The organism is Camelimonas sp. FR25 (assembly GCF_059740505.1).
In genome coordinates, this window is sequence record NZ_JCAWFG010000070.1 from 62,328 (window position 1) to 85,844 (window position 23,517).

The window sequence follows — 23,517 nt, forward strand, 5'->3', positions numbered from 1 at the left end:
TTTCCTTGCACAAGGGGAGTCCTATGCGGGCCTTGGTCAATAATCTATGCCATGGATATGGGGACGTCGCTTCTGCGGGGGGCGTCGACGTAGGGTCGTTGGCGGCTTCTCTGGCCCGCCGGGCGCACACGTGGCTGCCCGGCTTGTCGTTGTGCGTCAGTCTGACAGCAATTGTATGGTTCGCAGCAGCGCAACGCCCATCACATCGTTCAGCCTGCCGCAGCCATCTGCAGCCATGCTGCGGAGATCATCATCCAGGAAGCAAACGTCTTCGTGCGTTACAGAATACAGTCATATCGTATCGCCATATGCGCATATTATCAGGATAATTGAAAAATGATAGGGTATTCATGCTTGCTATTATAAGCATAAATTATACGTGCACTGGTTGGCGCTGCCCCGGCGGGTCGGCGGCGGCGCTGGCTGGTTGAGCCGGAGCGCCGATTGGCGACCCAGTGGCGGCGCGGACTTTTGGCGGCAGACAACCAGGCCGCAGGCGGTCGTGCCATCGTCTCACTGCGATGGCCGCCGTCGTCCTACGATGTTCCGGCCCGTTTGACCGGGCCGAAACGGGAGCCGTCACCCTGGCGGCCGCGCGTAAGGTCTCGCTCAGAAGCCGCGCAGCGAGGCCCATTCATCGAAGGGCGCGCGCGGCGCGTGCAGGCTGTTGATCGCCGCCGTCTCATCCCGGTGGCCAAGCGCGATGGCGCAGAACAGCATCTGCTCTTCCGGCACATTGAAGAAGCGCTCGACCTTCTGCGCGTACATCGCCCAATATTCCTGGGCGCAGGTGTCGAGGCCACGCTCCACCGCCAGCAGCATCAGCGTCTGCAGATACATGCCGAGGTCGGACCACTGCGGCGAGCCCATGCGACGGTCGACGAAGCAGAAAATGCCGACAGGCGCGCCGAACAGCTGGGCGTTGCGGGCGAGCTGGGTCAGGCGACCCGCCTTGTCCTCGCGCGGAATGCCGAGCGTGCTGTACATCATCTCGCCGATCTGGAAGCGGCGGGTGCGGTGGGGCTCCCACAGATTGTCGGGATAGATCTGATAGCCTGGGGCGGCGTCCGGGCCTTCCTTGCTGACGATGTCGAGCAGTTCAGCCAGCGGCGCGCCGGTGAGGGCGTGAATATTCCACGGCTGCACATTGCCGCCGCTCGGCGACCGCGCCGCGTCCTCAATCAGGCCGCGCACCACATCGGCGGGCACCGGATCCGGACGGAAAGCCCGGACAGACATGCGGCGCTTGACCGCTTCAGAAACCTGCATGAGTTCGATCCCTGGTAAACTGTTTCATCCCCCGCTGGCCATGATCCACCGTTATGGCGCCGCGCCACGACCGCGCCAGGCGGCGTCATGACACGGTGCGGGCGGAGCGCCAGCGTGCGTGGGCGTATATCGCCGGCCTGCGGCCCCGAACTCAAGCGGCAACACGCCGCCAGCCGCATTTTGTGCAAGCCTGTTTCCATACTGCCGCGGAACAGCGCTGGCCTTTCCGGGCTTCTCCACGCTGAGGCGCGTGGCTTGCCCGGAACCCGGGAGCGCGCGCGACAGCTGGCGTGGCGCATCGACCCGATGACGCGTGGGTCAGCAGGGGAGGACGTCATGTGGGAGCAATGGCTCGGTGATCTTGATGTGGCGGCGCGGCTGCTGTGCGGCATGGCGGCGGGCATTGTGGTGGGCTGGGAGCGCACGCTGAAGCAGAGCGCCGCCGGCATTCGCACCTTCGGCCTCGTCGGGCTGGGGACGGCCACCGCCGCCGCCATGTTCTCCGCTACCCATGAAGCGGATGAAGCCAGTCGCGTCATCCAGGGCGTGCTGACAGGCGTCGGCTTTCTCGGCGCCGGGGTGATTACGGTGGTCAACCGCAAGGCCGAGCAGGAGCCGGCGCCTGCGGTTTCCGGTCCCAGCAGCGCAGCAGGTGGGTCAAATGGGGATGCGGACCGCAGGGAGGATGAGACGCCGGATGGCGCAAATAGCAAGCCAGAAGCCCGCCAGAAGCCCGCCCCTTCCGCCGGGCCATCGGGGCTCACCACCGCGGCGGCCGTATGGGTGACGGCGGCGCTTGGCTGCACCGCCGGTCTTGGCGATCTGCACCTGGTGGCGATCGGCGTCGGCCTCGCTTTGGTGCTGCTGCTGATTGACCATTCGGTGGAGAGGCTGGCCGGTCGGCGCGCGTCTGCGCCCTGACGCCAGAACCCGATGCGCATAGCTCATCAGGTTTGGGTCAAGCCCGTGCAGCGACTGAGCATGTCAGGTCGCGGAGGCATCAGCCGCCGCGGCCTGCCATCCTGTGTCAGCCCTTCAGCTTCTGCAGCGCCTGGGCGCAGCCCACGGTCATGTCCTTGCTGTGGCTCTTGAGGCACTTCAGCAGCTTGCCGCCGCCGGGCTCAATGCCCTTGCACAGCCGGTCAATGTCGGCCTTGCAATATTTGGCCAGATCGCCCTGGCTGGCGAGCGCCGGGGCTGCGGCGAACAGGGTGGCCAGGGTAAGGGCGACGGCAGTGGACCTGAGCATGACATCCTCCATGGCCAGGCGCAGGGCTGCGCCCCATGCCTGGCCGGCAAGAGACTGATCCGGCCACAGGCCGGTCAATCCCGCGATTGCTGTTGTGGGCGCGATCTGGCGTGGCGGCTTATCCGCCGGCAGCGCGGCGCCCTGTTCGCTAGCCTAGCCATTTGCGCAACGGCATATCACCCATATTCATGGCAGTTACGCTTGCCTGTTGCGCCTCGCGGATAGGTCTGTCGTCCGTTCCTGACGGTGATGTCTGGCAGGCCTTCACGCCCGGTCGTGTGGCCAGGCGCGCCGGCTAACGGCGCGCCTCATCCGATCACTGCGCCGCTTTGCCCTGGTCGGTCATGCCCATGGCGGCGAGGATTTCGGGGCTGATGTTGTCCGCCCCCTTCTCAGCGATGTGCTGGGCCACGCGCGCCCCCACCGCCATCACCTGCTGCCCGAGGAAGGCGGCGTGGTTGTCGCGCGCCCATTGCATGGAGGCCTCGCGGTTGACGTTGAGGTGCTGGAACTTGGGCGCGACGTAGCGGGCGAACAGCTCATAGGACTTCTTGGTGTTGTCCCAATTGGCCCAATTGTGCGCCAGATGCAGATAGGCGCCGAAGCCGCCAGATTGCTGCGCCAGCCGCTCGATCTGGGCGATGGCGTCATCTGGCGTGCCAATGACGGCGAGGCCGGTGTTGATCATGGCGTCGACCGGATCAATGCCCTGCTCGGCGGAGATCGGCAGCGCCGCCACCTCGCGGAAATAGAACAGCCATTTCTCCAGCCCGAAGCGCACATTCTCGCGCGCCTGTTCCCGGGTTTCGGCGATATGCATCGGACCAACGAGGCGCCAGCCGGCGCGGTCCATGGCGGTTCCGTTCTCCGCCGCCACCTGTTCAGCGATCGACCAGTTGGAGGCGAGGGCGTTGAAGCCGCCGGCGTTGGTGGCGCCCAGCGACAGGATCGAGGCGCCGTGGCGGCCCGCGGCGCGGGCGCCGGTCGGCGACACCTGGCTGGCCACCGCGATCTCCACTGACGGCCGCGAATAGGGCGTCATTTGCAGGCGCGCCTCCTGCAATGTGAACCAGTCGGCGCTGGCGCTCACCGTCTCGCCGCGCAGCAAGGGAACCAGCACGTCGAGCGCCTGGTCCATCATGTCGCGCTGCTTCGCCACCTCAATGCCCATCATGTAAGCGTCGGAGGGCAGGGCACCGGGGCCGACGCCAAACATCACGCGGCCACGGGTGATGTGGTCGAGCTGATTGATGCGGTCCGCCAGCATCAGCGGATGGTGATAGCTCAGCGAGGAGACGCCGGTGCCGAGCCGGATATGTCTGGTGCGCTCGGCCAGGGTGGCGATGAACAGCTCGGGGCTGGCGATCAGTTCATAGCCGGCTGAATGATGCTCGCCGATCCACGCCTCTTCATAGCCGAGGCGGTCGAGCCATTGCACCAGTTCGATGTCGCGCTCGAGGCAAAGCGTGGGGTTTTCATCCGGCGGATGAAAGGGCGCGATGAATGCGCCAAAGCGCATGCGGGCTGGCAGCGTCATGGGTTTTCCTCCTGTTCGGCGCTTTGCGCCATGGGCGTTCGCCCTGTTGTGCCGCTGCCCACGATGGCCTCTGGGCGTTGTGGGCAGCAGAAGTGCGGTTGTGGGCCATGGAGACGTCGCGCTGGGCGCCGACGATCAGGCCTGCGTCGCCGGCTGCTCAAGCATATGGCCCAGCAGGCGATTGAAATTGGGCTGGCCGGTCGCCGCCGTCAGGCCGCCATCCACCACCAGCGCCGCGCCAGTGATGTATGTGGCCATGGACGAGGCGAGGAACACGATGGCGTCGGCGATCTCATCGGGCTGGGCGGGACGCCCCAGCGGCGTCACCTGCTCATAGACGCTCATCACCTCCGGATTGCCCCACAGGGCGGCGGCGAGCGTGGTCGCGACCAGCCCCGGGCAGACGCAATTGGCGCGCACTCCCTGCGGGCCATGATCGAGCGCCAGCGTGCGGGTGTAATTGATCACCGCCGCCTTGGCCGCGTTATAGGCGCCAAAACCATGGTCGCCGCGCAGGCCTGAAATGGAGGCGGTGTTGACGATGCAGCCCCGGCTGGCGACCAGATGCGGCAACGCCGCCCGCACCGCGTAGAACACCGCGTCCATATTGATGGCGAATACCTCGCGCCAGGCGTCTGGCGTCACCTGGTCGGCGCGCCCGAACGATCCTTTGCCGGCATTATTGACGAGGATGTCGATGCGGCCGAAGCGACCGGCGGCGTTGTCGATCGCCGCCGCCAGGGCGTCGCGGTCGCTGACGTCGCAGCTGGCGGTGACGAGGTCGTCCGCCGGCAGCGCCAGCGCCGTCGCATGGGCGGCGAGCGCCGCGGCGTCAAGATCAATCAGGCACAGGCGCGCGCCCGCGGCAGCAAATCTGGACGCGGTGGCCGCGCCAATGCCTGAGGCCGCGCCAGTGATGACGGCGACCTTTCCTTCAAAGTTCAGCACGTTTTCCTCCCGCCCCGACGCTGTCACAGATTGCGCGCGTCTTTAAGCTACAGAAAAGCTAGATGGGCGGTTTTTAATAGTCAATGTTGATTAATTCGAACGTGATCATTGTCAATGACTTGTGGTCGCAGCGGGGCTGCGGCTAAACTGGCGCCCAAACGACATAAGTGAAGCCTGGGATAACGCCAGGCGCACAGAGGGTAGACCCAGGGGAAACGACATGTTTGAGAGGGGACTCGATCTCCAGGCGCGTCTGAACGGCGCCAGCGCCCGCACGCTCACCGGTCGATCGTTGACCGGGCGTGGCCGCAACACCCGCCTGCGCCTGTTGCAGGGCGTGGTCGATTGCCTGAACTCTGTCGGTTACGCCGCGACAACCACCCAGGCCGTTTCGGAAATCGCCAGCGTCAGCCGCGGCTCACTGCTGCACCAGTTTCCGACCCGCGTGCACATGATGGCCGCCGCCGCCGATCACGCCATGGCGCAGTCGATTGTGGATTGCCGCGAACGCTTCGACCAGTTTGACTCGCCGGTGGAGCGCTTGCGCCAGTTCTGCAACGTCATCGAGGCGACGCAGCGTGAGCCCGCCGCGCTGGCGCTGAACGAAATTTTACTGGCCGCCCGCTGGGAAGATGGCCTCGCCGATCACCTCAAGGCGGTGTCGGAAAATGTTGAGCGGGTGATGGACGCCGACGTGCAGCGCATGGCGCTGGAGGCGGGCATCGCCAATCCCGACCAGTTGCGGATTCGCACCCGGGCGATCATCGCCGCGATGCGCGGCTTCGCCATCGAACTCATGTTCAACGCCGACCGCGCCGTCATCCATGAGGCGCTGGCCATGACCCGCGCCGATTATGAGCGCTTCCTCAACGCAATGCTGCCGCCGCTGCCGGCCTGAGCCGCCAGCCGCTGCGACGCCCCGGTTCCGGCGTACCGCCAAGAGAAAACCCCGCGACGCCTGATGTCGCGGGGTTTTCTGGTTATGCCCATGTGGCGCCTGGGCATGTCAGGATGCGGATGCGTCAGCATCTTCGCATCCTGGTATGATGCGTGCGACGTGCTTGCCCGCGCCACACGCCTCATCCGGATAGTCTAATCCAGGCATGGCAGGGACGACTGCCCGCCCCTGGCGCCGCGCCTGCCGCCCCTCCCCCCGGAGGACGCAGGTCACGCGTTTGGGCCAAATATCGCCTGTTGCGCGCGGCGGCGCCGTGGCTATGCCGCCACCTGGCTCTCTCAGAACTGATACTTGAGCGACGCCTTGATGGTGCGGCCAGGTTCCGAATAATAGTTGCGGGCCTGAGCAAGCACGCCGGTGGGCACGGACACGGCGTCGAAGTAACGGCGGTCGAAGATGTTGTAGACGCCGACCTGCAGCTCAAGATCCTTGACCGGGCGCCACCAGACGCTGGCGTTGAAGATGGCGTAGCCAGGCGCCTGGAAGCCAGCGTTCGTGCCGGTGAGCGCGGCGACGTCATTGCGGGCGGCGGCAAATTTGGCCGAACCCTCGGCGCCCCAGACCTCGGTATTGTAGGCGAGGGCGACAATGGCCTGCAGCGGCGGGATCGAGTTCAGGAAGGTGTCGGTGTCCTTGTTGACGCCGCGCATCCACGAGAACGAGCCACGCGCCGTCCAGTACTGGGCGAAGTTCCAGTAGGCGTTGGCTTCCACGCCCTGGATCTGGGCCTTGGCGACGTTCTCGTAGCTGGTGACGCCGCCCTGCGGATACAGCCGGCTCGGGGCTTCGATCTGCCGCTGCTCGATGAAGTTGCGGTAGTTGGTGTTGAAATAGGTGACGCCGCCGCCAAAGGTCTTGTCGCCAAACTTCACGCCGACATCGACGCCATTGCTGGTCTCGGCGCGCAGGTCCGGGTTGCCGGTGCGCAGATAGGTGCCGACAGCGCCGAACTTACCGTAGAGTTCACCTGGGGTCGGCGCACGGAAGCCCTTGGACCACTGGGCGAACAGGGTGACGTTCTTCACCACTGGCGCGTCGCGCAGCACATCATATTCGACGCGAATGCGCGGCGACCAGGCGTTGTCCAACGATGACTTCGGCAGGCCGGTGTAGGACGAGCTGATGCTGTAGCTCGGGGTGTCCTGCGGCTTCTCCTCATACCAGTCGAAGCGCACGCCTGGCGTGATGCGCAGGCGATTGTCGAAGGCGCCGATCTCGTCCTGGATGTACAGGCCGACCATGCGACCCTCGATGCGCGGCATGTCCGACTGGTTGGAGTGCAGATTGTTACAGGCGCTGAAGGCGCCGGTATATGGCTTGCGGCAATTGTCGACGCCGGCCGAATACTGCTTCAGCTCGGTGGCGCGCAATTCCGTGCCGGCCAGCAGCTTATGGGTTACGGCGCCGGTCTGGAATGACTTCATCACATGGCCGTTGAAACCCCAGGCGGTCTCGTCAATCTCATTGTCGCGGCCATAGGGACCGGCGACCGAGGTGAAGCGGCGGGCGAACAGCAGCGCGTTGCGGGTGGTCTGCTGCCAATACAGATTGGCGCTGGCCTCATCAAGGAAGCCGCCTGGCTGCTTGTAATCATAGGTCAGCGACACGCGCCTGCGTTCGACATCATCACCCGTGGTGTGATTGCCCGGGCGATAATTGCCGGTCAGCGACACGGCGTTGGTCAGGGTGCGGAAGCGGTCTTCGCGGCGGAAGTATTCGCCGGTGACGCCGAAACGGTGCACCTCATTTACATAGTGATGGATCTTGCCGAGGAAGCCGACCTGGGTGAAGCGGGCCGGGTTCGGTTCCGTGCGCCTGGCGCCAATGGTCGGATCATCGCCCATGTTCTGGGTCTGGCGGCCGTCGCGCAGCGAACCCTGCAGCAACACATAGGTGTCGCCGGCGCGGGCGGCGGCGGCGCCGCTGCCAAACCAGACGTAATCGGTACTGTCATAGCCGCCCTTGGCAAGGAAGCCGAAGTTCCTGTCGTTGCGGATCAGGTCCTTGGGGTCGAGCGTGCGCACGGCGAGGGCGCCGCCCAGCGAGCCCGAACCCAAAGTGGCGCCGCCGCTATTGCCGCGCAGCAGGTCGAGATTGTTGAGAGCGTTGAAGTCAAACGCCGCCGTCGAGCCGCGATCGATGCGGCTGTCGGTGATATAGCTCTGGCGGATGCCGTCGACCGTGGTCAGCACGCGCGCGCCTTCGAGGCCACGGATATTGATGCTGCCATTGTTGCGGTTGAAGCCGATGCCAGCCTCAAGGCGATTGCCGATGCCGGCGATCGAGTCCACCTGGGCCTGATCCAGCTCCTGGCGGGTGATGGTGGTGGTGGTGGGGCCTGCGGTCAGCACGTCAGTGACCGGCGCGCCCTGCACGGCGATCGTGTCGAGCGACACCTGCTCGCCCTGGGACGGGACCCCAACGCTCTGGGCCGGCTGCGCCGGACGCTGGGCAGGGGCCTGGGTCGGGGGCTGGGCCGTCTGCGCCATGGCCGGGACGGCGGCCGCCACAAGGGTTCCAATAGCCACGCCATAGCGCAGCCAGGTCAGATGACGAGGCATGTGTGGGGTCCACAACTGGAAAATGTCCGGCCGCGCAGGCAGTATGGACATGTTTAGAATGATTGAAAGCTGGCTGACGCCACGTTTTGTGCATTTGGACTTAGGCAAGTCACATTTCAGAGTCAATTGTGTTTGAACTGATTGATATAACTATTAATTTATACTAATTTCAAACTACAGACATTGGATGAATTCCAGTGTAGCCAGGGCGTTGGGTCTGCAACACAATCCAATGATGTCGAGAGTCATTCCAGAAAAAGCGCCAGGGCGGACGGCTTGCGTCAGGGTTGGGCACAGGTCCTTGCAGCGCCAGCCAAGGGCCCCATGCTGCTCCTGTCGCCGCTCACGCTGCCGCCGGTTCGCCAGAATTTAATGTCCACAGGGCAGGGCGCTGATTCCCTGGCGCGCGCGGCGTGAACAGCGTCCTGTCGAGCTTGACTTGCCATTGCCCCGCCACGCATTATCCAGCTGGATAAACTAGACTGGTCTGCAGGCCAGAGCTGGTCTGGCGTCGCCATGTCCTGATGGCGCATGCTGCGCCGTCCTGGCGGCAAGCCCCCACAGAGGGGCGTCGGGCACAGGGTGTCGGCAAAGTGGCCGGATAAAGGGCCAGATAAAGGGCGTCATATAAGGCGCGCCAGACAAGAGCGTAAAAAACAGCGCCAGACATCGGCGCCAGAACATGGGCGGAGACGGACAGATGGGCTGGATCAAGAGCGGCGATCGCACGCTTGGCGGCGATGAGTTCATGGCGCGCGCCCTGCGCGCCGCCGGGGCGCTGGAGCAATTGGGCGTGCGCAAGGGCGACGGCGTGGCGCTGTATCTGCGCAACGACCTCGCCTATTTCGAGGCGGTGTTCGGCGTCGGCATGCTCGGCGCCTATTCGATCCCGGTGAACTGGCACTATACGCCGGACGAGGCGGCCTATCTGCTCACCGACAGCGCCGTGAATGTGCTGCTGATCCACGCCGATCTGCTCGGCCCCATCGCCAGCGTCATCCCGGCCGGGGTCAAGGTGGTGGTGGTGGAGACGCCGCCGGAGATCAGCGCCGCCTATGGCCTCACGCCGCCACCGCCGCCGGCTGGCGCGCTGGTCTGGCGCGCGTTGCTCGACGCCTCCACGCCGTTGGCCCGCGAGCCGGAAGTCGCGCCCAGCTCGATCATCTACACCTCGGGCACCACGGGGCGGCCCAAGGGCGTGCGCCGTCCGCAGCCCGACGCGGATCAGGTCGCGGCCACCACCGCCATGCTCGGCTGGTCTTATGGCTACACCGATCACCTGCAGGGCCGTCGGCCGATGGACGCCATCACCACGGCGGTCATCGGTCCGGTGTATCACGCCGCTCCCAACGCCCATTCGGCCTTTTCGATCCGCATGGGCGCCAATGTCGTCGTCACGCCGCGCTTCGATCCGGAGGGCCTGCTGCAGCTGATCGAGCAGGAGCGCATCACCCACCTCAACATGGTGCCGATCATGTTGAAGCGGCTGCTGCAGCTGCCCGATGAGGTGAAGCGCAAATATGACCTGTCATCCCTGGAATATGTCACCCACGCCGCCGCGCCATGCCCGCCGGAGGTCAAGCGCGCCATGATTGAGTGGTGGGGCCCGATCATCAACGAGTATTACGGCTCGACCGAGATGGGCAACGTCACCAATCTGTCGTCAGAGGAATGGCTGAAACACCCCGGCTCCGTGGGCCGGGTGATGCCTGGCGTCAATGTCCGGGTGATCGACGAGCACGGGAACGACCTGCCGCCCGGCGGCGTCGGCGAAGTGATCGGCGGGCCAGTGGGCGGTTCGCATTTCACCTATCAGAACGCGCCGGAGAAGCGCGCCGCCATGGACCGCTTTGGCCTCGTGTCGCCTGGCGACATTGGTTATTTCGACGCCGACGGCTTCCTGTATCTGTGCGACCGCAAGAACGACATGATCATCTCTGGCGGCGCCAATATCTATCCGGCGGAGATCGAGGCCGAATTGCTGAAGCTGCCTGGCGTGACCGACGCGGCGGTGTTCGGCGTGCCTGATGAAGAATTCGGCGAGAGCGTCATGGCGGTGGTGCAGCCGACGCCGGGCCATGACGTCAGCGCCGACAGCCTGCGCGCCGCCCTGCGCCAGACCCTGACGGGTTACAAGGTGCCGAAGCGCATCGACTTCGCCGACAGCCTGCCGCGCGAGGATTCGGGCAAGATCTTCAAGCGCAAGCTGCGTGAGCCCTTCTGGGCCGGACACGAGCGGGCGATCTGACCACGCCACACGCAGCGCGCGACCGCCCCCGGGCTATGGCCCTGGGGGCGACGCTTGCGGCCGCCATAACGCCATCAGGGGGAGACGCCCGTGCACTTTGAGCATTCACAAAAGACCAAGGAACTGATCGCCAGGGTGGAAGCGTTCATGGACGCCCACATCTATCCGAATGAGGAGGCGTTTTATGCGTGGAACGGTGATCCGGCCAATCTGTGGAAAGAGTTCCCCGGTCTTGAAGATCTCAAGGCGAAGGCGAAGGCGGAAGGCCTGTGGAACCTGTTCCTGCCGCATGAATATGGTCATTTCAGCCCTGGCCTGACCAATCTGGAATATGCGCCGCTGGCCGAGATCATGGGCCGCGTGCCGTGGTCGTCGCAGGTGTTCAACTGCTCGGCGCCAGACACTGGCAATATGGAAGTGCTGGCCAAATTCGGCACGCCCGCGCAGCAGGAACGCTGGCTCCAGCCGCTGCTCGACGGCAAGATCCGCTCGGCCTATGTGATGACCGAGCCGCAGGTCGCCTCGTCCGACGCCACCAATCTGGAGCTGTCGATCACCCGCGACGGTGATGAGTACGTGCTCAATGGCCGTAAATGGTGGATCTCCGGCGCCTATCATCCGCGCTGCGAGCTGTTCATCGTCATGGGCAAGACCGACTTCAACGCCCCGCGTCACGCCCAGCATTCGCAGATCATCGTGCCGCCCAAAACCTCGGGCATCACCATCGTGCGTCACACCACGGTGTTTGGCTCGTGGAACTCGCCGGGCGGCGAGGCCGAGCTGCGCTTCGACAATGTGCGCGTGCCGGCTGAAAACCTGATCCTAGGCGAAGGGCGCGGCTTTGAAATCGCCCAGGGCCGGCTTGGCCCCGGCCGCATCCACCATTGCATGCGCTCCATCGGTCAGGCGCAGCGCGGGCTTGAGATCATGGCGAAGCGTGTCGACAGTCGCGTCGCTTTCGGCAAGAAGCTGTCAGACCAGAGCGCCATCCGCCAGGATGTGGCCAAGTCTTACTGCGAGATCGAGATGGCGCGGCTGCTGACGCTGAAAGCCGCCGACGCCATGGACCGCTACGGCAACAAGGTGGCGAAGGATCTGATCGCCGCCATCAAAATCGTCGCGCCGCAAATGGCCCAGACCGTGCTCGACCGCGCTATCCAGGCCCATGGCGGTATGGGCGTGAGCGGCGACACGCCGCTGGCCCGCTTCTTCACGCTCAACCGTTATCTGCGCATCGCCGACGGCCCGGACGCCGTGCACATGTCGCAGCTCGGCAAGCTGAAGATCGCTGAATACAACAACCGGTAAAAGACCAATGCGGGCCGGTGCGCCGGTCCGCGTCGCAATGCAGGGGAAATGCGCCAATGAGCCAGGATTATATCAAGCTGAGCCGCTCGGTGCGCGGCCGCGTCGTCATCGTCACCGGGGCCGCCAGCGGCATGGGCGCCGCCACAGCCCGCGTCTTTGCTGATGAAGGCGCGCGCGTGGCGCTCACCGACATCCGCGGTGATGATGTGGAAGCTGTCGTCGCTGGCATTCGCGCCAATGGCGGCGACGCAAAGGCCTATACGCTCGATATGGCCGACGCCGAGGCCATCCGTACGGTGGTGGACCAGGTGGCGGCCGACTTCGGCCAGCTCGACGCCATTGTCGGCAATGCCGGCATCTCGGTGTATGAGCCGATTGATTCCGACAATTATGACGCCCGCTGGGCCCAGGGCATCGCCATTCTGCTCACGGCGCAGCAGCGCCTGGTGCGGGCCTCGCTGCCGCATCTACGCAAGTCGGACGCGGCCCGCATCGTGCTGATCGCCTCGACCGAAGCGTTGGGCGCATCGGCCGGGCACAGCGCCTATTCCGCCGCCAAGGCCGGCGTCGCCGGGCTGACCCGCTCGCTGGCCGTGGAGCTGGGCCGCGAGGCCATCACCGTCAATTGCATCTGCCCTGGCCCGATCGAGACTGGCATGACCGCCGACATTCCGGACGCCGACAAGCAGAAATACGCCCGCATCCGCACCGCCATGCGCCGCTATGGCAAGCCGGAAGAAGTGGCGCACATGACGCTGAGCCTGTGCCTGCCAGCCGCCTCATTCCTCACCGGCACCGTCACCCCGGTGGACGGCGGCCTGATGGCGCGCAACGCCTGACGCCACAGCATGGCGCGCGTCACCGGACCCTGCTCCGGCATGCGCGGCGCCTGATACCAGAACCCGATGAGCTTCACTCATCGGGTTCTGGCTAAGCCCGAGCGGCGCCTGAGCATTTAAGGATGCGGATGCGTCAGCATCTTCGCATCCTGGTATGAGCCCTTGAGGTCGCGGGCGCGTCAGCGTCCCCGTGGCTTCAAGGGAGTGACATCCATCCGCCATGCGCCGGAGGCCGGAAAGAGCCCGGTGCGCTTGGCGGCGCAATAACGACAAGGTCTTCCGGAGGAAACATGACCCTGACACGCCTCACCCGCCGCACCATGATGGCGGCGCTCGCCGCAGCCGCCCTTGGCGCAACCAGCCTTGCCGGCGCCAATTTCGCCGCGGCGGCGGAGAAAAAATATGATCCCGGCGCATCTGATACCGAGATCAAGATCGGCAATACGTATCCCTACAGCGGACCCGCTTCGTCGTTCGGCGTGCTTGGCCAGACCAGCTCCGCTTATTTCCGCATGGTCAATGATCAGGGCGGCATCAATGGCCGCAAGGTCAATCTGATCAGCTATGACGACGGTTACAGCCCGCCCAAGGCGGTGGAACAGACCCGCAAGCTGGTGGAGCAGGACGAAGTCCTCGCCATCTTCAACACCTTCGGCAGCCCGGCCAATGCCGCCATCCAGCGCTATCTGAACGGCAAGAAGATTCCGCAGCTGTTCGTGGCGACCGGCGCCTCGCGCTTCAATGATCCCAAGACCTATCCGTGGACCATGGGCTTCCAGCCCAATACCCGCGATGAGGCTGCGGTCTATGTTGCCTACATCCGCAAGGAAAAGCCGGACGCCAAGATCGGAATTCTTTATCAGAATGACGATTTCGGCAAGGATTACCTGGAAGGCGTCAAGGCGGCGTTCGGTCCGGATTACAAGAAATTTGTCATCGCTGAAATTCCGTACGATGTCTCCGAGCCGACCGTCGATTCCCAGGTGCTGAAGCTGATGTCGACTGGCGCCGACACGCTGTTCAGCTTCTCGACGCCGAAGTTTGCGGCGCAGACCATCCGCAAGATGGGTTCGCTCAACTGGAAGCCGCTGCATGTGGTGGCGACCGCCAGCGCCTCGGCCTCCATGGTGATGAAGCCGGCTGGTCTGGAAAACTCCCAGGGCATCATCACCTCATCCTACATGATGAACCCCGACGACGCCGCCTGGAAAGACAGTGACGACATCAAGGCCTGGCGCGCCTTCATGGAGAAATACATGCCCGGCGCAGACATGAGCAATACTGGCCATGTCTATGGCTATATGGTCGCCCAGGCCATGCAGAAGGTGCTGGAGATGGCGGGAGACAATCTGACGCGTGAGAACATCATGCGCCAGGCCCAGAGCCTCAAGGACGTCCGGGTCAAGGGCTTCATGCCCGGCATCGTCATGAACACCTCGGCCACCGATCACGCCCCGATCAAGAAGATGCAGATCCTGCGCTTCAAGGGCGCCAATTGGGAAGGCGTTGGCGAGGTGATCGGCCCGAACTGAGCCGACGTCGCCACGCATTGACGCCATCAGCGGCGCCGGAGACCTGGACAGGGTCGCCGGCGCCGTCGTCGTTCTGACCTGGCCGTGACGATGCCGCAGCTTCCGCGCGCTGGCAGGCTCAGGCGCCGCCCGGGTTCTGGCGTCAGGCTTCGCCCGCTACGCTGGCGTCGAGCAGGCCGCTGACCATCTGGCGCAGGATGCCCTTGAGCATGGCGCGATGCGCCTCATCGAGCTGCGGCCATTTCATGATTGGCAGCGAGATCATCGCCTGGCTGCTGAAGGCGGTGAGCGAGGAGATCAGCATCATCGCCGCCGCCTTGTCCTCGGGGCGCGCCCCGGCGTGGCCGGCGGAAATCGCCAGAAGATCAGCCACCAGCAGCGAGCCTGGTTTCCACAATTCCTTGAGCAGAAAATCATAGGCCGGCCCGGGCTCGCTCAGCTCGCGCATGATGAAGCCGGTGTGCAGTCGCTCTTCTTCTTCGGAGCCCAGCGTATCGACAAGGCCGTCGAGCACGCGGTCCAGCAGCTCGCGCGCCTTGTCCGGCGGCAGCGTGCCGCGACTGGCGGATGTCCAGGCGTCGGTGGCCAGCTCCAGCATGTGCTGGCGATAGCGCCCGAGCACCTCGCCGGCGCACGCCTGATACAGCCCCTGCTTGTTGCCGAAGTGATAGGCGATCACCGGCAGGGTGCAGCCGGCGGCGCTGGCGATCATCCGCGTGGTGGCGCCGCCATAACCCTTGCTGGCGAAACAGCGCATGCCCGCCGCCAGAATCCGCATACGCGTGGACTCGGCGTTCAGGGCCTCCGGGGCCTGCCCGGCAGGCGCATGGCCCGCACGGGCGTCAGCTGCGGAAGCGGGGGCCGGGTCTGGGCTGTCAGCGTTGCGCGTCATTTAATATGTTATTTCGCCCGTTGAGTTGCTGCGCGGATGCATCTAGCATAGCCCTATCAGATGATAGGCCAAGTGTGATTGATGGACACACAAGCACGGGGCGCGCAAAAGGCAAGGCCCATCAATGCAGATTTTACCCAGCCAGCGGGCGCGCCTTCGCTGGTGCGGCCCGATTCCGTGCAATGGCGGGTGTTCCGTAACCCGATCGCGCTCGGGGTTGGCGGCGTCTGCGCGGTGCTGCTGGAATTCGCCGACGCCCGCATCCGCAGCGGCGTCTGGGACCACAGCGTCTACAAATATGATCCGATCGGCCGGTCCAGGCGCACCGGCACGGCGGCGCTGGTCGGAGTGTTCGGGGCCGAGCAGCAGGCCCGGGCGCTGATCGCCGGCGTCACCCGCATGCACGCCAGGGTGCAGGGCGAAACACCCTCGGGCGAACACTACACGGCGCTCGATCCGCATCTGCTCGACTGGGTGCACGCCACGGCGGCCTATGGCTTTCTTAACGCCTATCACCGCTTCGTCCGGCCGCTGACGCCACAGGAGCAACGGTCGTTCTATCAGGATGGCGAGGTGGTGGCGCGCCTATATGGCGTGGTCAATGTGCTGCGGGAGCCGGCGGATTTTGACCGCATGCTGGCGGACTTGCTGCCGCGCTTCGAGCCGCATCCGATCGTGCTGGAGTTCCTCAACATCATCCGCTCCGGCGAGGCGGCGCCCTCGGTGCCAAAGATGCTGCACCGCGGCCTCGCCAACGCCGCCGTGTCGCTGCTGCCGCCCGTGGTGCGCGAGCGGCTGCAACTGGGGCCGGAGTGGGATCTGACGCTGGCGCAGCGGCTGGCGCTGTCCGCCGCAGGCCGGCTGATCGACGTGCGCCGCAGCCGCGCCTCGCCGGCGTGGCAGGCGGCGGAGCGCCAGGGGCTGCCAGGGGAGTTTTCGTGGCTGTCGCCGCAGCGCCAGGCGGCGATCCTCGCCCGTCGCGCCGGGGCGCAGACGGCGCCAGTCGCCTGACGCGCCCGGTTATACCAAAGTGCGGTGAGCACGACTCATCGCACTTTGGTCAAGCCCGTGCGGCGTCTGAGCAATCCAGGATGCGGATGCGTCAGCATCTTCGCATCCTGGTATGAGTGTCCGCGTTGCGGCGGACGCTGGCGCGAAGAATTGAGCATGCGCGCGCCAGGTTTGCGGGCATGCTCCGACAGATGTCCCTTGGCGAGGGCCGGGGCATGGCGGCGCAAGCACTTCGCTGGCGCCTGCAGGTGAAGGGAACTCTGCCCGTGGCGACGCCCGGGCGGAGAAGCGGCGCGACCCAAAGGGAGCGCGCGTTGTGGAGAGTGCGGAAGCGAGACGATTGCAAAACAAGGCCCAGAAGGGCCGCCCGCAAGGGGTTGGGAGGTTAAGCGTCATGAAGATGTTCGGAGCCGCGGTTGCGGCAGTTTCACTTATGCTCGCCGCCGGCGCGGCGCATGCAGAGAAAAAATACGATCAGGGCGCCAGCGACACCGAAATCAAGATCGGCAACACCGTGCCCTATAGCGGGCCGCTGTCGGCCCATGGCATCCAGGGCCGGGTCGAGGCAGCCTATTTCCGCATGCTCAACGAAGAGCAGGGCGGCATCAACGGCCGCAAGATCAATTTCATCTCGCTCGATGACGCCTTCTCGCCGCCCAAGACGGTTGAGCAGACCCGCAAGCTGGTCGAAGGCGACGGCGTGCTGGCCACCTTCGCCAGCGTCGGCACCGCGGCGCAGACCTCGGTTCATCGCTATCTCAACCAGAAGAAGATTCCGCAGCTGATGGTGTCGACCGGCGCCGCCAAGTTCAATCAGCCCAAGGCCTTCCCCTGGACCACGCCCAGCTCGATCAGCTATGTCGACGAGGCGACGATCTACGGCAAATATCTGGCGAAGGAGAAGCCGGACGCCAAGATTGTCGTGCTGTATCTGAACGACGACTTCGGCAAGGACTATTTGCACGGCTTCAAAAAAGGTCTTGGCGACAAGGCCGACAAGATGATCGTCAAGGAGCTCACCTATGAGCTCGCCGATCCGACCATCGACAGCCAGATTCTGGCCGCCAAGGATTCGGGCGCCGACGTGTTCTTCAATGTGACGTTGGGCAAGGCCACGTCGCAGTCGCTGAAGAAGATGGCCGAGATCGGCTGGAAGCCGATGCACTTCATCTGCAGCCCCTCGGCTGGCCGCGTCTATCTTAACGCCGCCGGACTGCAGAACGTCCAGGGGTTGATGACCGCCATCGGCATGAAGCAGATCACCAGCCCGAAGTGGGCCAATGATCCGGACGTGGTCGCCTACAAGGCGTTCATGGCCAAGTATCTGCCGAATGAAGACATCACCAATGAGATCGGCTTCACCATGTATATGCTGTCGCATGTCATGGCGCATGTGCTGCGCGAGGCTGGCGACAATCTCACCCGCGAAAACATCATGAAGATCGCCACCAATCTGAAGGATGTGAAGGTGCCTGGCCTGCGCCCTGGCGTGAAGTACAGCAACAATCCTGACAATTTCGCGCCGATCCGCGAATTGCAGCTGATGCGCTTCCAGGGCGACGATTGGGAGCCAGTCGGCGGCGTGATCAGCGCCCGCAACTGAGGCCTGACGCCAGGATGCGCAGAGGCTGACGCATCCGCATCCTGAAATGCTCAGGCCCTGCGAGGGTTTGACCAGAACCCGGCGCCTCATGCGCGTCGGGTCCTGGGTTGACGCCTGACATTGCAGCAGCGGACCGCCTGGCCCGCTGCTGCGCTTGCGGCTTTGCCGGACCACAGTCCGGCGCAGGCTAATGGGCGGCGCGCGCCTTGATGAGGCCAGTAGCGGCCATGCCGCCCGCACGCATATCACCGCTTGCGCCGCCAGAGCGTCGGCAGGGGACAGCAACAACGGCCCGCCATGGGGAGCGGGGCGTTTCCGGGGCCTGGGGGCGAAGCTTCCAGGTGGCCGTGTCGCGGTCAGACACAGGGACGGCCAGGGAACAAGAGGAACAAGATGCAGAACATCAAGCTCGACACGGGACTGAAGACGCTGGCCGACATTCCGCGCATCCATGCGCAGCGCCAGGGCGACCAGATCGCCACTGCCTTCGAGGGGCGGCTGACCACCCACGCCGAACGGGAGCGCCACGTCAACCAGATGGCCAACGCCATCATTGCGGCTGGTCTGCAGCCGGGCGATCGGGTGGCGCATGTCGGCAAGAACTCGGACCTGTATTTCGAGCTGGTGTTCGCCTGCATGAAGGCCGGCGTCATCCTCGTGCCGATTGTCTGGCGTCTGGCGCCGCCCGAGGTCGCCTATATCGTTCAGGATTCGGGCGCCAAACTGCTATTCGTCGGCCCTGAATTCATTGATCTGGCGAAGCAGGTGAAGGCGGATACGCCAGCCCTGCAGCAGGTCATCGCCATGGAAGGCGGCAATCCGGAGTGGCCCGATCTGGCGACGCTGCGCGACGCCCAGCCCGATAGCGATCCCGCGCGCGAATCCGCTTCGCACGAGCCATTTCTGCAGCTCTACACCTCGGGCACCACAGGCCGGCCCAAGGGCGCCATGCTGACCCACGACAATTTCCTCGTCATGCGCCAGCTTCAGGATGATGCTGAAGACGAGTGGATGCATTGGTATGAGGACGACATCGGCCTGATCGCCATGCCGAACGGCCATATTGGCGGCACCGGCTTCGGCATCTGGGTGCTGTATTATGGCGTCAAAGCGGTGATCACCCGCGAATTCGATCCGATGCAGGTGCTGGATCTGATCGAACATGAGGGCGTCAACAAGTTCTTCATGGTGCCGGCGGCGCTGCAATTCGTGGTGCGCCAGCCGCGCGCCCGCCAGATCGATTACAGCCGCCTGCGCACCATCTCTTACGGCGCCAGCCCGATCCCCCATGCGCTGCTGATGGAGTGCATGGAGGTGTTCAAATGCGGCTTCGTCCAGGCCTATGGCCTGACCGAGACCACGGGCACCGTCACCGTGCTGCCGCCGGAAGATCACACCATGGAGGAGACGCCGCGCATGCGCTCGGCCGGCAAGCCGCTGCCGGGGGTGGAGATCGCCATCCTTGATGATGAGGGCAAGCCGCTGCCGGTTGGTGAGATCGGCGAGATCGCCATCAAATCTCCGTCCAATATGGTGGGCTATTACAATCTGGCCGAGGCGACGGCGGCGGCGATGCCTGGCGGCGGCTGGTTCCGCTCCGGCGACGCCGGCTATATGGACGCCGACGGCTATCTTTATGTCCACGACCGCATGAAGGACATGATCATCTCCGGCGGTGAGAACATCTACCCGGCTGAGGTCGAGAACGCCATCTCCAGCCACCCGGCCGTGGGCGAGGCGGCGGTTATCGGCATCCCGTCGGAAAAATGGGGCGAGGAGGTCAAGGCGGTGGTGGCGCTGCGGCCAGGCCAGTCTGTCACCGAGGAAGAGCTGGTGGCCTTCGTGCGCACCCGCATCGCCGCGTTCAAGGCGCCGAAATCCATCGATTTCATCGACATGCTGCCGCGCAATGCGTCGGGCAAGATTTTGCGCCGCACGCTGCGCGAACCCTATTGGGCCGGTTACAGCCGACAGATCAACTGACGGCGCTAACCGGACCCGGGCGCCCCGGCATTGGCTGCCTCCATTGGGGGTGGATGCGGCCATCGCCGGGGCGTCGTCACGGACAAGCTGTGAATGTCGTTGTATGGCAATCGCTTGTCGCAACCGGCGGCGGGTGTTACGATTCCTGATCTTGAGCGATGTGGCGCCAAAGGCGGGAAGGCGAAGTATAAATGCGCGTGTTAACTGCCATTGCCGGTGTTTGTCTGGTCGCCCTGGCCGCCTGCTCGCCGTCCGACAACAAAAAAGAGATCAAGGCGGCGGTTACGCCTGCTTCCCCGCCCAATCTCTATGATGACAAGGGCAAGACCGTTGGTCTCGACCTTGAGCTGATGGAGGGCTATTGCAAGGCGCGTGGCTGCACCATCAAGCTGGTTCCCTACGACTGGCAGGGTATGCTCGGCGCCGTGGTCAGCGGCCAGGCCGATGTGGCGTTTTCCGGCATCTCCATCACTGACAAGCGTAAGGAAGTGATGGATTTCTCTGTCCCTTACATGGACAACAGCTGGAATCTCGTCAGCCTGAAAAGCCGTAACATCAAGCTCGACAAGCTGGACGATCTGAAAAAATACAGCATCGGCTATCCGCGCGGCATGGCCTACAGCGATTTCATCAAGAACGATCTTGAATCGAAGGGGCTGTACAAGCTCGACCAGGTCAAGCTGTATCCCTCTTATAATGAAGTGCTCGCCGATCTGCAGAACGGCAACCTGGATCTCGCTTTCCTCGATGGGACGGTCGCCTCGGTGTATCGCAAGACGCTGCCAATCCAGGACAGCTATGTCTTCACCGGTTTTGACCGCTTCGGCTTTGCCTTTCCCAAGGGCAGCAAACTGCGTGAGGATGTCGACAAATACCTCACCACTGAGCTGAAGCCCGCCGACAAGCAGGCGCTGATCGATAAATGGATGAAGTAACCGGGCGGGCGCCGAGGTTCGCCTGGCCAGGGACGCACCCTGGCGTGATGCGCGTCGGCACGGTCGCTCCGGCTCTCGAGGCGCTCTGATGGTCCATGTGTGAATTCGTTATTCCAGGATGCGAAGTTGCTGACGCATCCGCATCCTGAAATGCTCAGGCGCCGCACGGGCTTAGCCAGAACCCGATGAGTCACGCTCATCAGGTTCTGGTATTAGCCTTCCGCTCGCTGCAGTGACCGGATTTTGCTTGGGCAAGAGCGCCACCTCCCATGAGGCGGCGTCAGTTTTTGTCCGGCATCGAAAGACCGGGTCGGGGAGGCCGGCGGCGCTGTAGGCCGGGCCGTCGCGCCTTGACAGGCTTGCGGCGCAAGGGGTTGCGCTGTCAGGATGCCGCAGCATGACCTGAGTCGGGCGGCCTGCATTGCGCTGGCTGGCGCTGGAGACCGTATGAGTTTTCTCGAAATCCTCGCGCAGCTCGCGGGCGGCGTCGGTTACACGGCGCTGGTCACGGTGGTGTGCAGCCTGACCGGCGTGGTCATCGGGCTCACGGTCGCCATGTTGCGCCGGCTTGGCGGGCGGCTGCTGACGCCCGTGCTCGACGCCTTCACCTTTGTGTTCCGCGCCGTGCCGGTGCTGGTGTTGCTGTTCATCGTGTTCTTCGGCCTGCCGAACATCGGTTTCAGGGCGCCGCCGATGCTGGCGATGATGCTCAGCCTCGGGGTGATCGCCGGCGCCTATCTGGCCGAAGTGTTCCGCGGCGCCTTTGACTCGATCAATGAAAGCGAGATACAGGCGGCGGAAGCCATGGGCTTTTCCCGCTTCCAGATCATGCGCCTGATCGAGCTGCCACAGATGCTGCGGTTCGCCGTGCCCGGCATGATCAATGAATTCACCAGCGTGCTGAAATATTCGCCCTTCGCCTACACGGTCGGGATCCCCGATGTGATGAAGGAGGCGATGGCCCTGTCGGCCACCACTTTGCGCGGCGTGGAAATTTATATCTGCGTCGGCATTCTGTATTTCCTGATCTACCGCATCCTGGTCGCCGGGATCTGGGCGCTGGAGAAGCGCGGCCGGATCCCGGGCCTGACCGCACAGTGAGGACGAGATGACTCTCCTGTCGGTCCGTGACCTTAAGATGACCTATGACGGCCGCACCGTGCTCGACGGCGTCAGCTTTGATCTGGCGGCGGGTGAGCTGAAGGTGATCATGGGGCCGTCCGGCTCCGGCAAATCCACGCTGTTGCGCTGCCTCAACCGGCTGGAGAAGGCGAGCGGCGGCCAGGCGATGTTCGAGGGCCGGGATATCCTGGCCCGCGACGTCGACGAGCGGGCCCTGCGCCAACGCATCGGCTTCGTCTTCCAGAACTTTGCGCTCTACCGCCATCTCACCGCGCTGGAGAACATCACACTGGCCCTGCGGCATCTCAAGGGAATGGCCGCCGCTGCGGCGGACGCCCGGGCGCGACGCGAGTTGCAGCGCATGGACATGGGCGCCCATGAGGGCAAATATCCGGCGCAGCTGTCTGGCGGGCAGAAGCAGCGCATCGCCATCGCGCGGGCGCTGGCCATGGACCCGGCGGTGCTGTTTTTCGATGAGCCGACCTCGGCGCTCGATCCGCTGATGTCGCGCGAAGTGGTCAATATCCTGCACCAGCTGCGCGATGATCGCGTGTCGATGCTGTGCGTCACCCACGATCTGTATCTGGCGCGGCGGGCCGGCGGGCGGGTTGTGTTCCTTGACCAGGGGCGCATCCACGCCGAAGGCGAGGTTGACGAGCTGTTCGGCCCCAATGCCGACCCGCGCATCCAGGCCTTCTTCCATCAGGAGGAGCGCCAGGCCCGTGCGCCACAGCTGGGCGACGACGTGCTCAATGATGTGGCGGCGCCGGCATGATGTCATTCCTCGCCCTGATGCTGGAATACTGGCCGCAGGTGATGACGGCGCTTGGCCGCACGCTGTTGCTGGCGGCGACCATCAGCGTCACCGGCCTGGTTGGCGGCGTGCTGGTGTTTTATCTCAGCATCACCGGCGGCAGGCTGCAGCGCTGGCTTACCGACGCTTATGTGTCGTTCTTCATCGGTACGCCGCTGATCGTGCTGTTGTTCCTGATGTATTATGGCCTGCCGCAATGGGGCATAAAGCTGTCGCCCTTCGTGGTTGCGGTGATCGGCTTCACCATGAACGTCGCCGCCTATAACGCGCGTTATCTGATGACGGCCTATCGCGGCCTTGATCCGGATGAGCTGCAGGCGGCGCGCGCCCAGGGCTTCAGCAGCTTCCAGGTGTTCCGGCTGCTGATCCTGCCGCAGACCATGCGCCTGTCGGTGCCGGCGCTGACCAACCAGATGATCCTCAATATCAAGGACACCTCCATCGCCTTCCTGATCCAGTATGTGGAGTTTTTCGCCCAGATGCAGGATCTGGCGGTGCGCAGCTTCCGCTTCCTCGACGCTTATCTGATCGCCGGCGCGGTCTATCTGCTGCTGGTGTCGGTGGTGGTCGTGATCGCCCGGCAGGTCGAGCGGCGCTATGTGTTGCCTGGCGTGCGCCGCGCCGCCTGAGTGATGGGTGGCGATAGGGCGCCATCCCATCAGGATTTGCATCGGCATTTCGCCTGATTGCAAACCGGCGCCCGTTCAG

General features: G+C 64.3%; 19 protein-coding genes. 13 read left to right on the forward strand and 6 right to left on the reverse strand.

Going from position 1 to position 23,517, the window contains the following annotated elements:
* Nucleotides 1-609: 609 nt before the first annotated feature.
* Entirely contained in the window at nt 610-1,269 is a 660-nt protein-coding gene (locus AC6A67_RS08165) for a nitroreductase (protein ID WP_498036054.1), read from the reverse strand.
* Nucleotides 1,270-1,605: 336 nt separating this feature from the next.
* On the opposite strand from AC6A67_RS08165, the gene AC6A67_RS08170 reads away from it, so the two are divergent.
* Entirely contained in the window at nt 1,606-2,190 is a 585-nt protein-coding gene (locus AC6A67_RS08170; protein WP_498036055.1) for an MgtC/SapB family protein, read from the forward strand.
* 106 nt (nt 2,191-2,296) lie between these two features.
* Here the strand turns inward: AC6A67_RS08170 and AC6A67_RS08175 are convergent, their stop codons facing one another.
* The 3 genes from AC6A67_RS08175 to budC all read right to left on the reverse strand — a co-directional run bounded on the left by AC6A67_RS08175 (nt 2,297) and on the right by budC (nt 5,003).
* On the reverse strand, nt 2,297-2,518 hold the full coding sequence (locus tag AC6A67_RS08175) for a cysteine rich repeat-containing protein (RefSeq protein ID WP_498036056.1): 222 nt from the start codon (nt 2,516-2,518) through the stop codon (nt 2,297-2,299).
* A 316-nt stretch (nt 2,519-2,834) separates the two neighbouring features.
* The gene (locus AC6A67_RS08180) at nt 2,835-4,055 is read right to left on the reverse strand and encodes an LLM class flavin-dependent oxidoreductase (RefSeq protein ID WP_498036057.1); all 1,221 of its coding nucleotides are present in this window, start codon (nt 4,053-4,055) and stop codon (nt 2,835-2,837) included.
* A gap of 135 nt (nt 4,056-4,190) precedes the next feature.
* Nucleotides 4,191-5,003, reverse strand: a complete 813-nt coding sequence (gene budC, locus AC6A67_RS08185) for a meso-2,3-butanediol dehydrogenase (protein WP_498036058.1) — start codon at nt 5,001-5,003, stop codon at nt 4,191-4,193.
* A gap of 220 nt (nt 5,004-5,223) precedes the next feature.
* Here budC and AC6A67_RS08190 point away from each other — a divergent pair, with 220 nt between their 5' ends.
* On the forward strand, nt 5,224-5,901 hold the full coding sequence (locus AC6A67_RS08190; protein ID WP_498036059.1) for a TetR/AcrR family transcriptional regulator: 678 nt from the start codon (nt 5,224-5,226) through the stop codon (nt 5,899-5,901).
* 338 nt (nt 5,902-6,239) lie between these two features.
* On the opposite strand, the gene AC6A67_RS08195 is transcribed toward AC6A67_RS08190, so the two are convergent.
* Nucleotides 6,240-8,522, reverse strand: coding sequence for a TonB-dependent hemoglobin/transferrin/lactoferrin family receptor (locus AC6A67_RS08195; RefSeq protein ID WP_498036060.1), 2,283 nt, complete (start codon nt 8,520-8,522; stop codon nt 6,240-6,242).
* Nucleotides 8,523-9,222: 700 nt separating this feature from the next.
* Here AC6A67_RS08195 and AC6A67_RS08200 point away from each other — a divergent pair.
* From AC6A67_RS08200 to AC6A67_RS08215, 4 genes are all read left to right on the forward strand, one after another.
* Nucleotides 9,223-10,770 (forward strand): acyl-CoA synthetase, encoded by a 1,548-nt coding sequence (locus AC6A67_RS08200; protein ID WP_498036061.1) that lies wholly within the window; start codon nt 9,223-9,225, stop codon nt 10,768-10,770.
* Between the two features lie 90 nt (nt 10,771-10,860).
* A complete protein-coding gene (locus tag AC6A67_RS08205) occupies nt 10,861-12,078 on the forward strand; it encodes an acyl-CoA dehydrogenase family protein (RefSeq protein WP_498036062.1) in 1,218 nt (405 codons plus the stop codon).
* A gap of 56 nt (nt 12,079-12,134) precedes the next feature.
* Nucleotides 12,135-12,917, forward strand: coding sequence for an SDR family NAD(P)-dependent oxidoreductase (locus tag AC6A67_RS08210; protein WP_498036063.1), 783 nt, complete (start codon nt 12,135-12,137; stop codon nt 12,915-12,917).
* Between the two features lie 290 nt (nt 12,918-13,207).
* Nucleotides 13,208-14,449 (forward strand): ABC transporter substrate-binding protein, encoded by a 1,242-nt coding sequence (locus tag AC6A67_RS08215; protein ID WP_498036064.1) that lies wholly within the window; start codon nt 13,208-13,210, stop codon nt 14,447-14,449.
* 142 nt (nt 14,450-14,591) lie between these two features.
* On the opposite strand, the gene AC6A67_RS08220 is transcribed toward AC6A67_RS08215, so the two are convergent.
* Nucleotides 14,592-15,341: a TetR/AcrR family transcriptional regulator gene (locus AC6A67_RS08220; protein ID WP_498036065.1), complete on the reverse strand. Its 750-nt coding sequence runs from the start codon at nt 15,339-15,341 to the stop codon at nt 14,592-14,594.
* Between the two features lie 81 nt (nt 15,342-15,422).
* Between AC6A67_RS08220 and AC6A67_RS08225 the strand changes: the two genes are divergently transcribed.
* The 7 genes from AC6A67_RS08225 (at nt 15,423) to AC6A67_RS08255 (ending at nt 23,438) form a co-directional block, all read left to right on the forward strand.
* Entirely contained in the window at nt 15,423-16,352 is a 930-nt protein-coding gene (locus AC6A67_RS08225) for an oxygenase MpaB family protein (protein WP_498036066.1), read from the forward strand.
* A 394-nt stretch (nt 16,353-16,746) separates the two neighbouring features.
* Nucleotides 16,747-17,955, forward strand: coding sequence for an ABC transporter substrate-binding protein (locus AC6A67_RS08230; RefSeq protein WP_498036067.1), 1,209 nt, complete (start codon nt 16,747-16,749; stop codon nt 17,953-17,955).
* Nucleotides 17,956-18,348: 393 nt separating this feature from the next.
* Nucleotides 18,349-19,938: a fatty acid--CoA ligase gene (locus AC6A67_RS08235; RefSeq protein WP_498036068.1), complete on the forward strand. Its 1,590-nt coding sequence runs from the start codon at nt 18,349-18,351 to the stop codon at nt 19,936-19,938.
* Between the two features lie 191 nt (nt 19,939-20,129).
* Entirely contained in the window at nt 20,130-20,873 is a 744-nt protein-coding gene (locus AC6A67_RS08240) for a transporter substrate-binding domain-containing protein (RefSeq protein WP_498036069.1), read from the forward strand.
* Between the two features lie 447 nt (nt 20,874-21,320).
* Nucleotides 21,321-21,974, forward strand: a complete 654-nt coding sequence (locus tag AC6A67_RS08245) for an amino acid ABC transporter permease (RefSeq protein ID WP_498036070.1) — start codon at nt 21,321-21,323, stop codon at nt 21,972-21,974.
* Nucleotides 21,975-21,981: 7 nt separating this feature from the next.
* Nucleotides 21,982-22,770, forward strand: coding sequence for an amino acid ABC transporter ATP-binding protein (locus tag AC6A67_RS08250; protein ID WP_498036071.1), 789 nt, complete (start codon nt 21,982-21,984; stop codon nt 22,768-22,770).
* Entirely contained in the window at nt 22,767-23,438 is a 672-nt protein-coding gene (locus AC6A67_RS08255; RefSeq protein WP_498036072.1) for an amino acid ABC transporter permease, read from the forward strand. Before AC6A67_RS08250 ends, AC6A67_RS08255 begins: the two co-directional genes overlap by 4 nt.
* Nucleotides 23,439-23,517 lie beyond the last annotated feature (79 nt).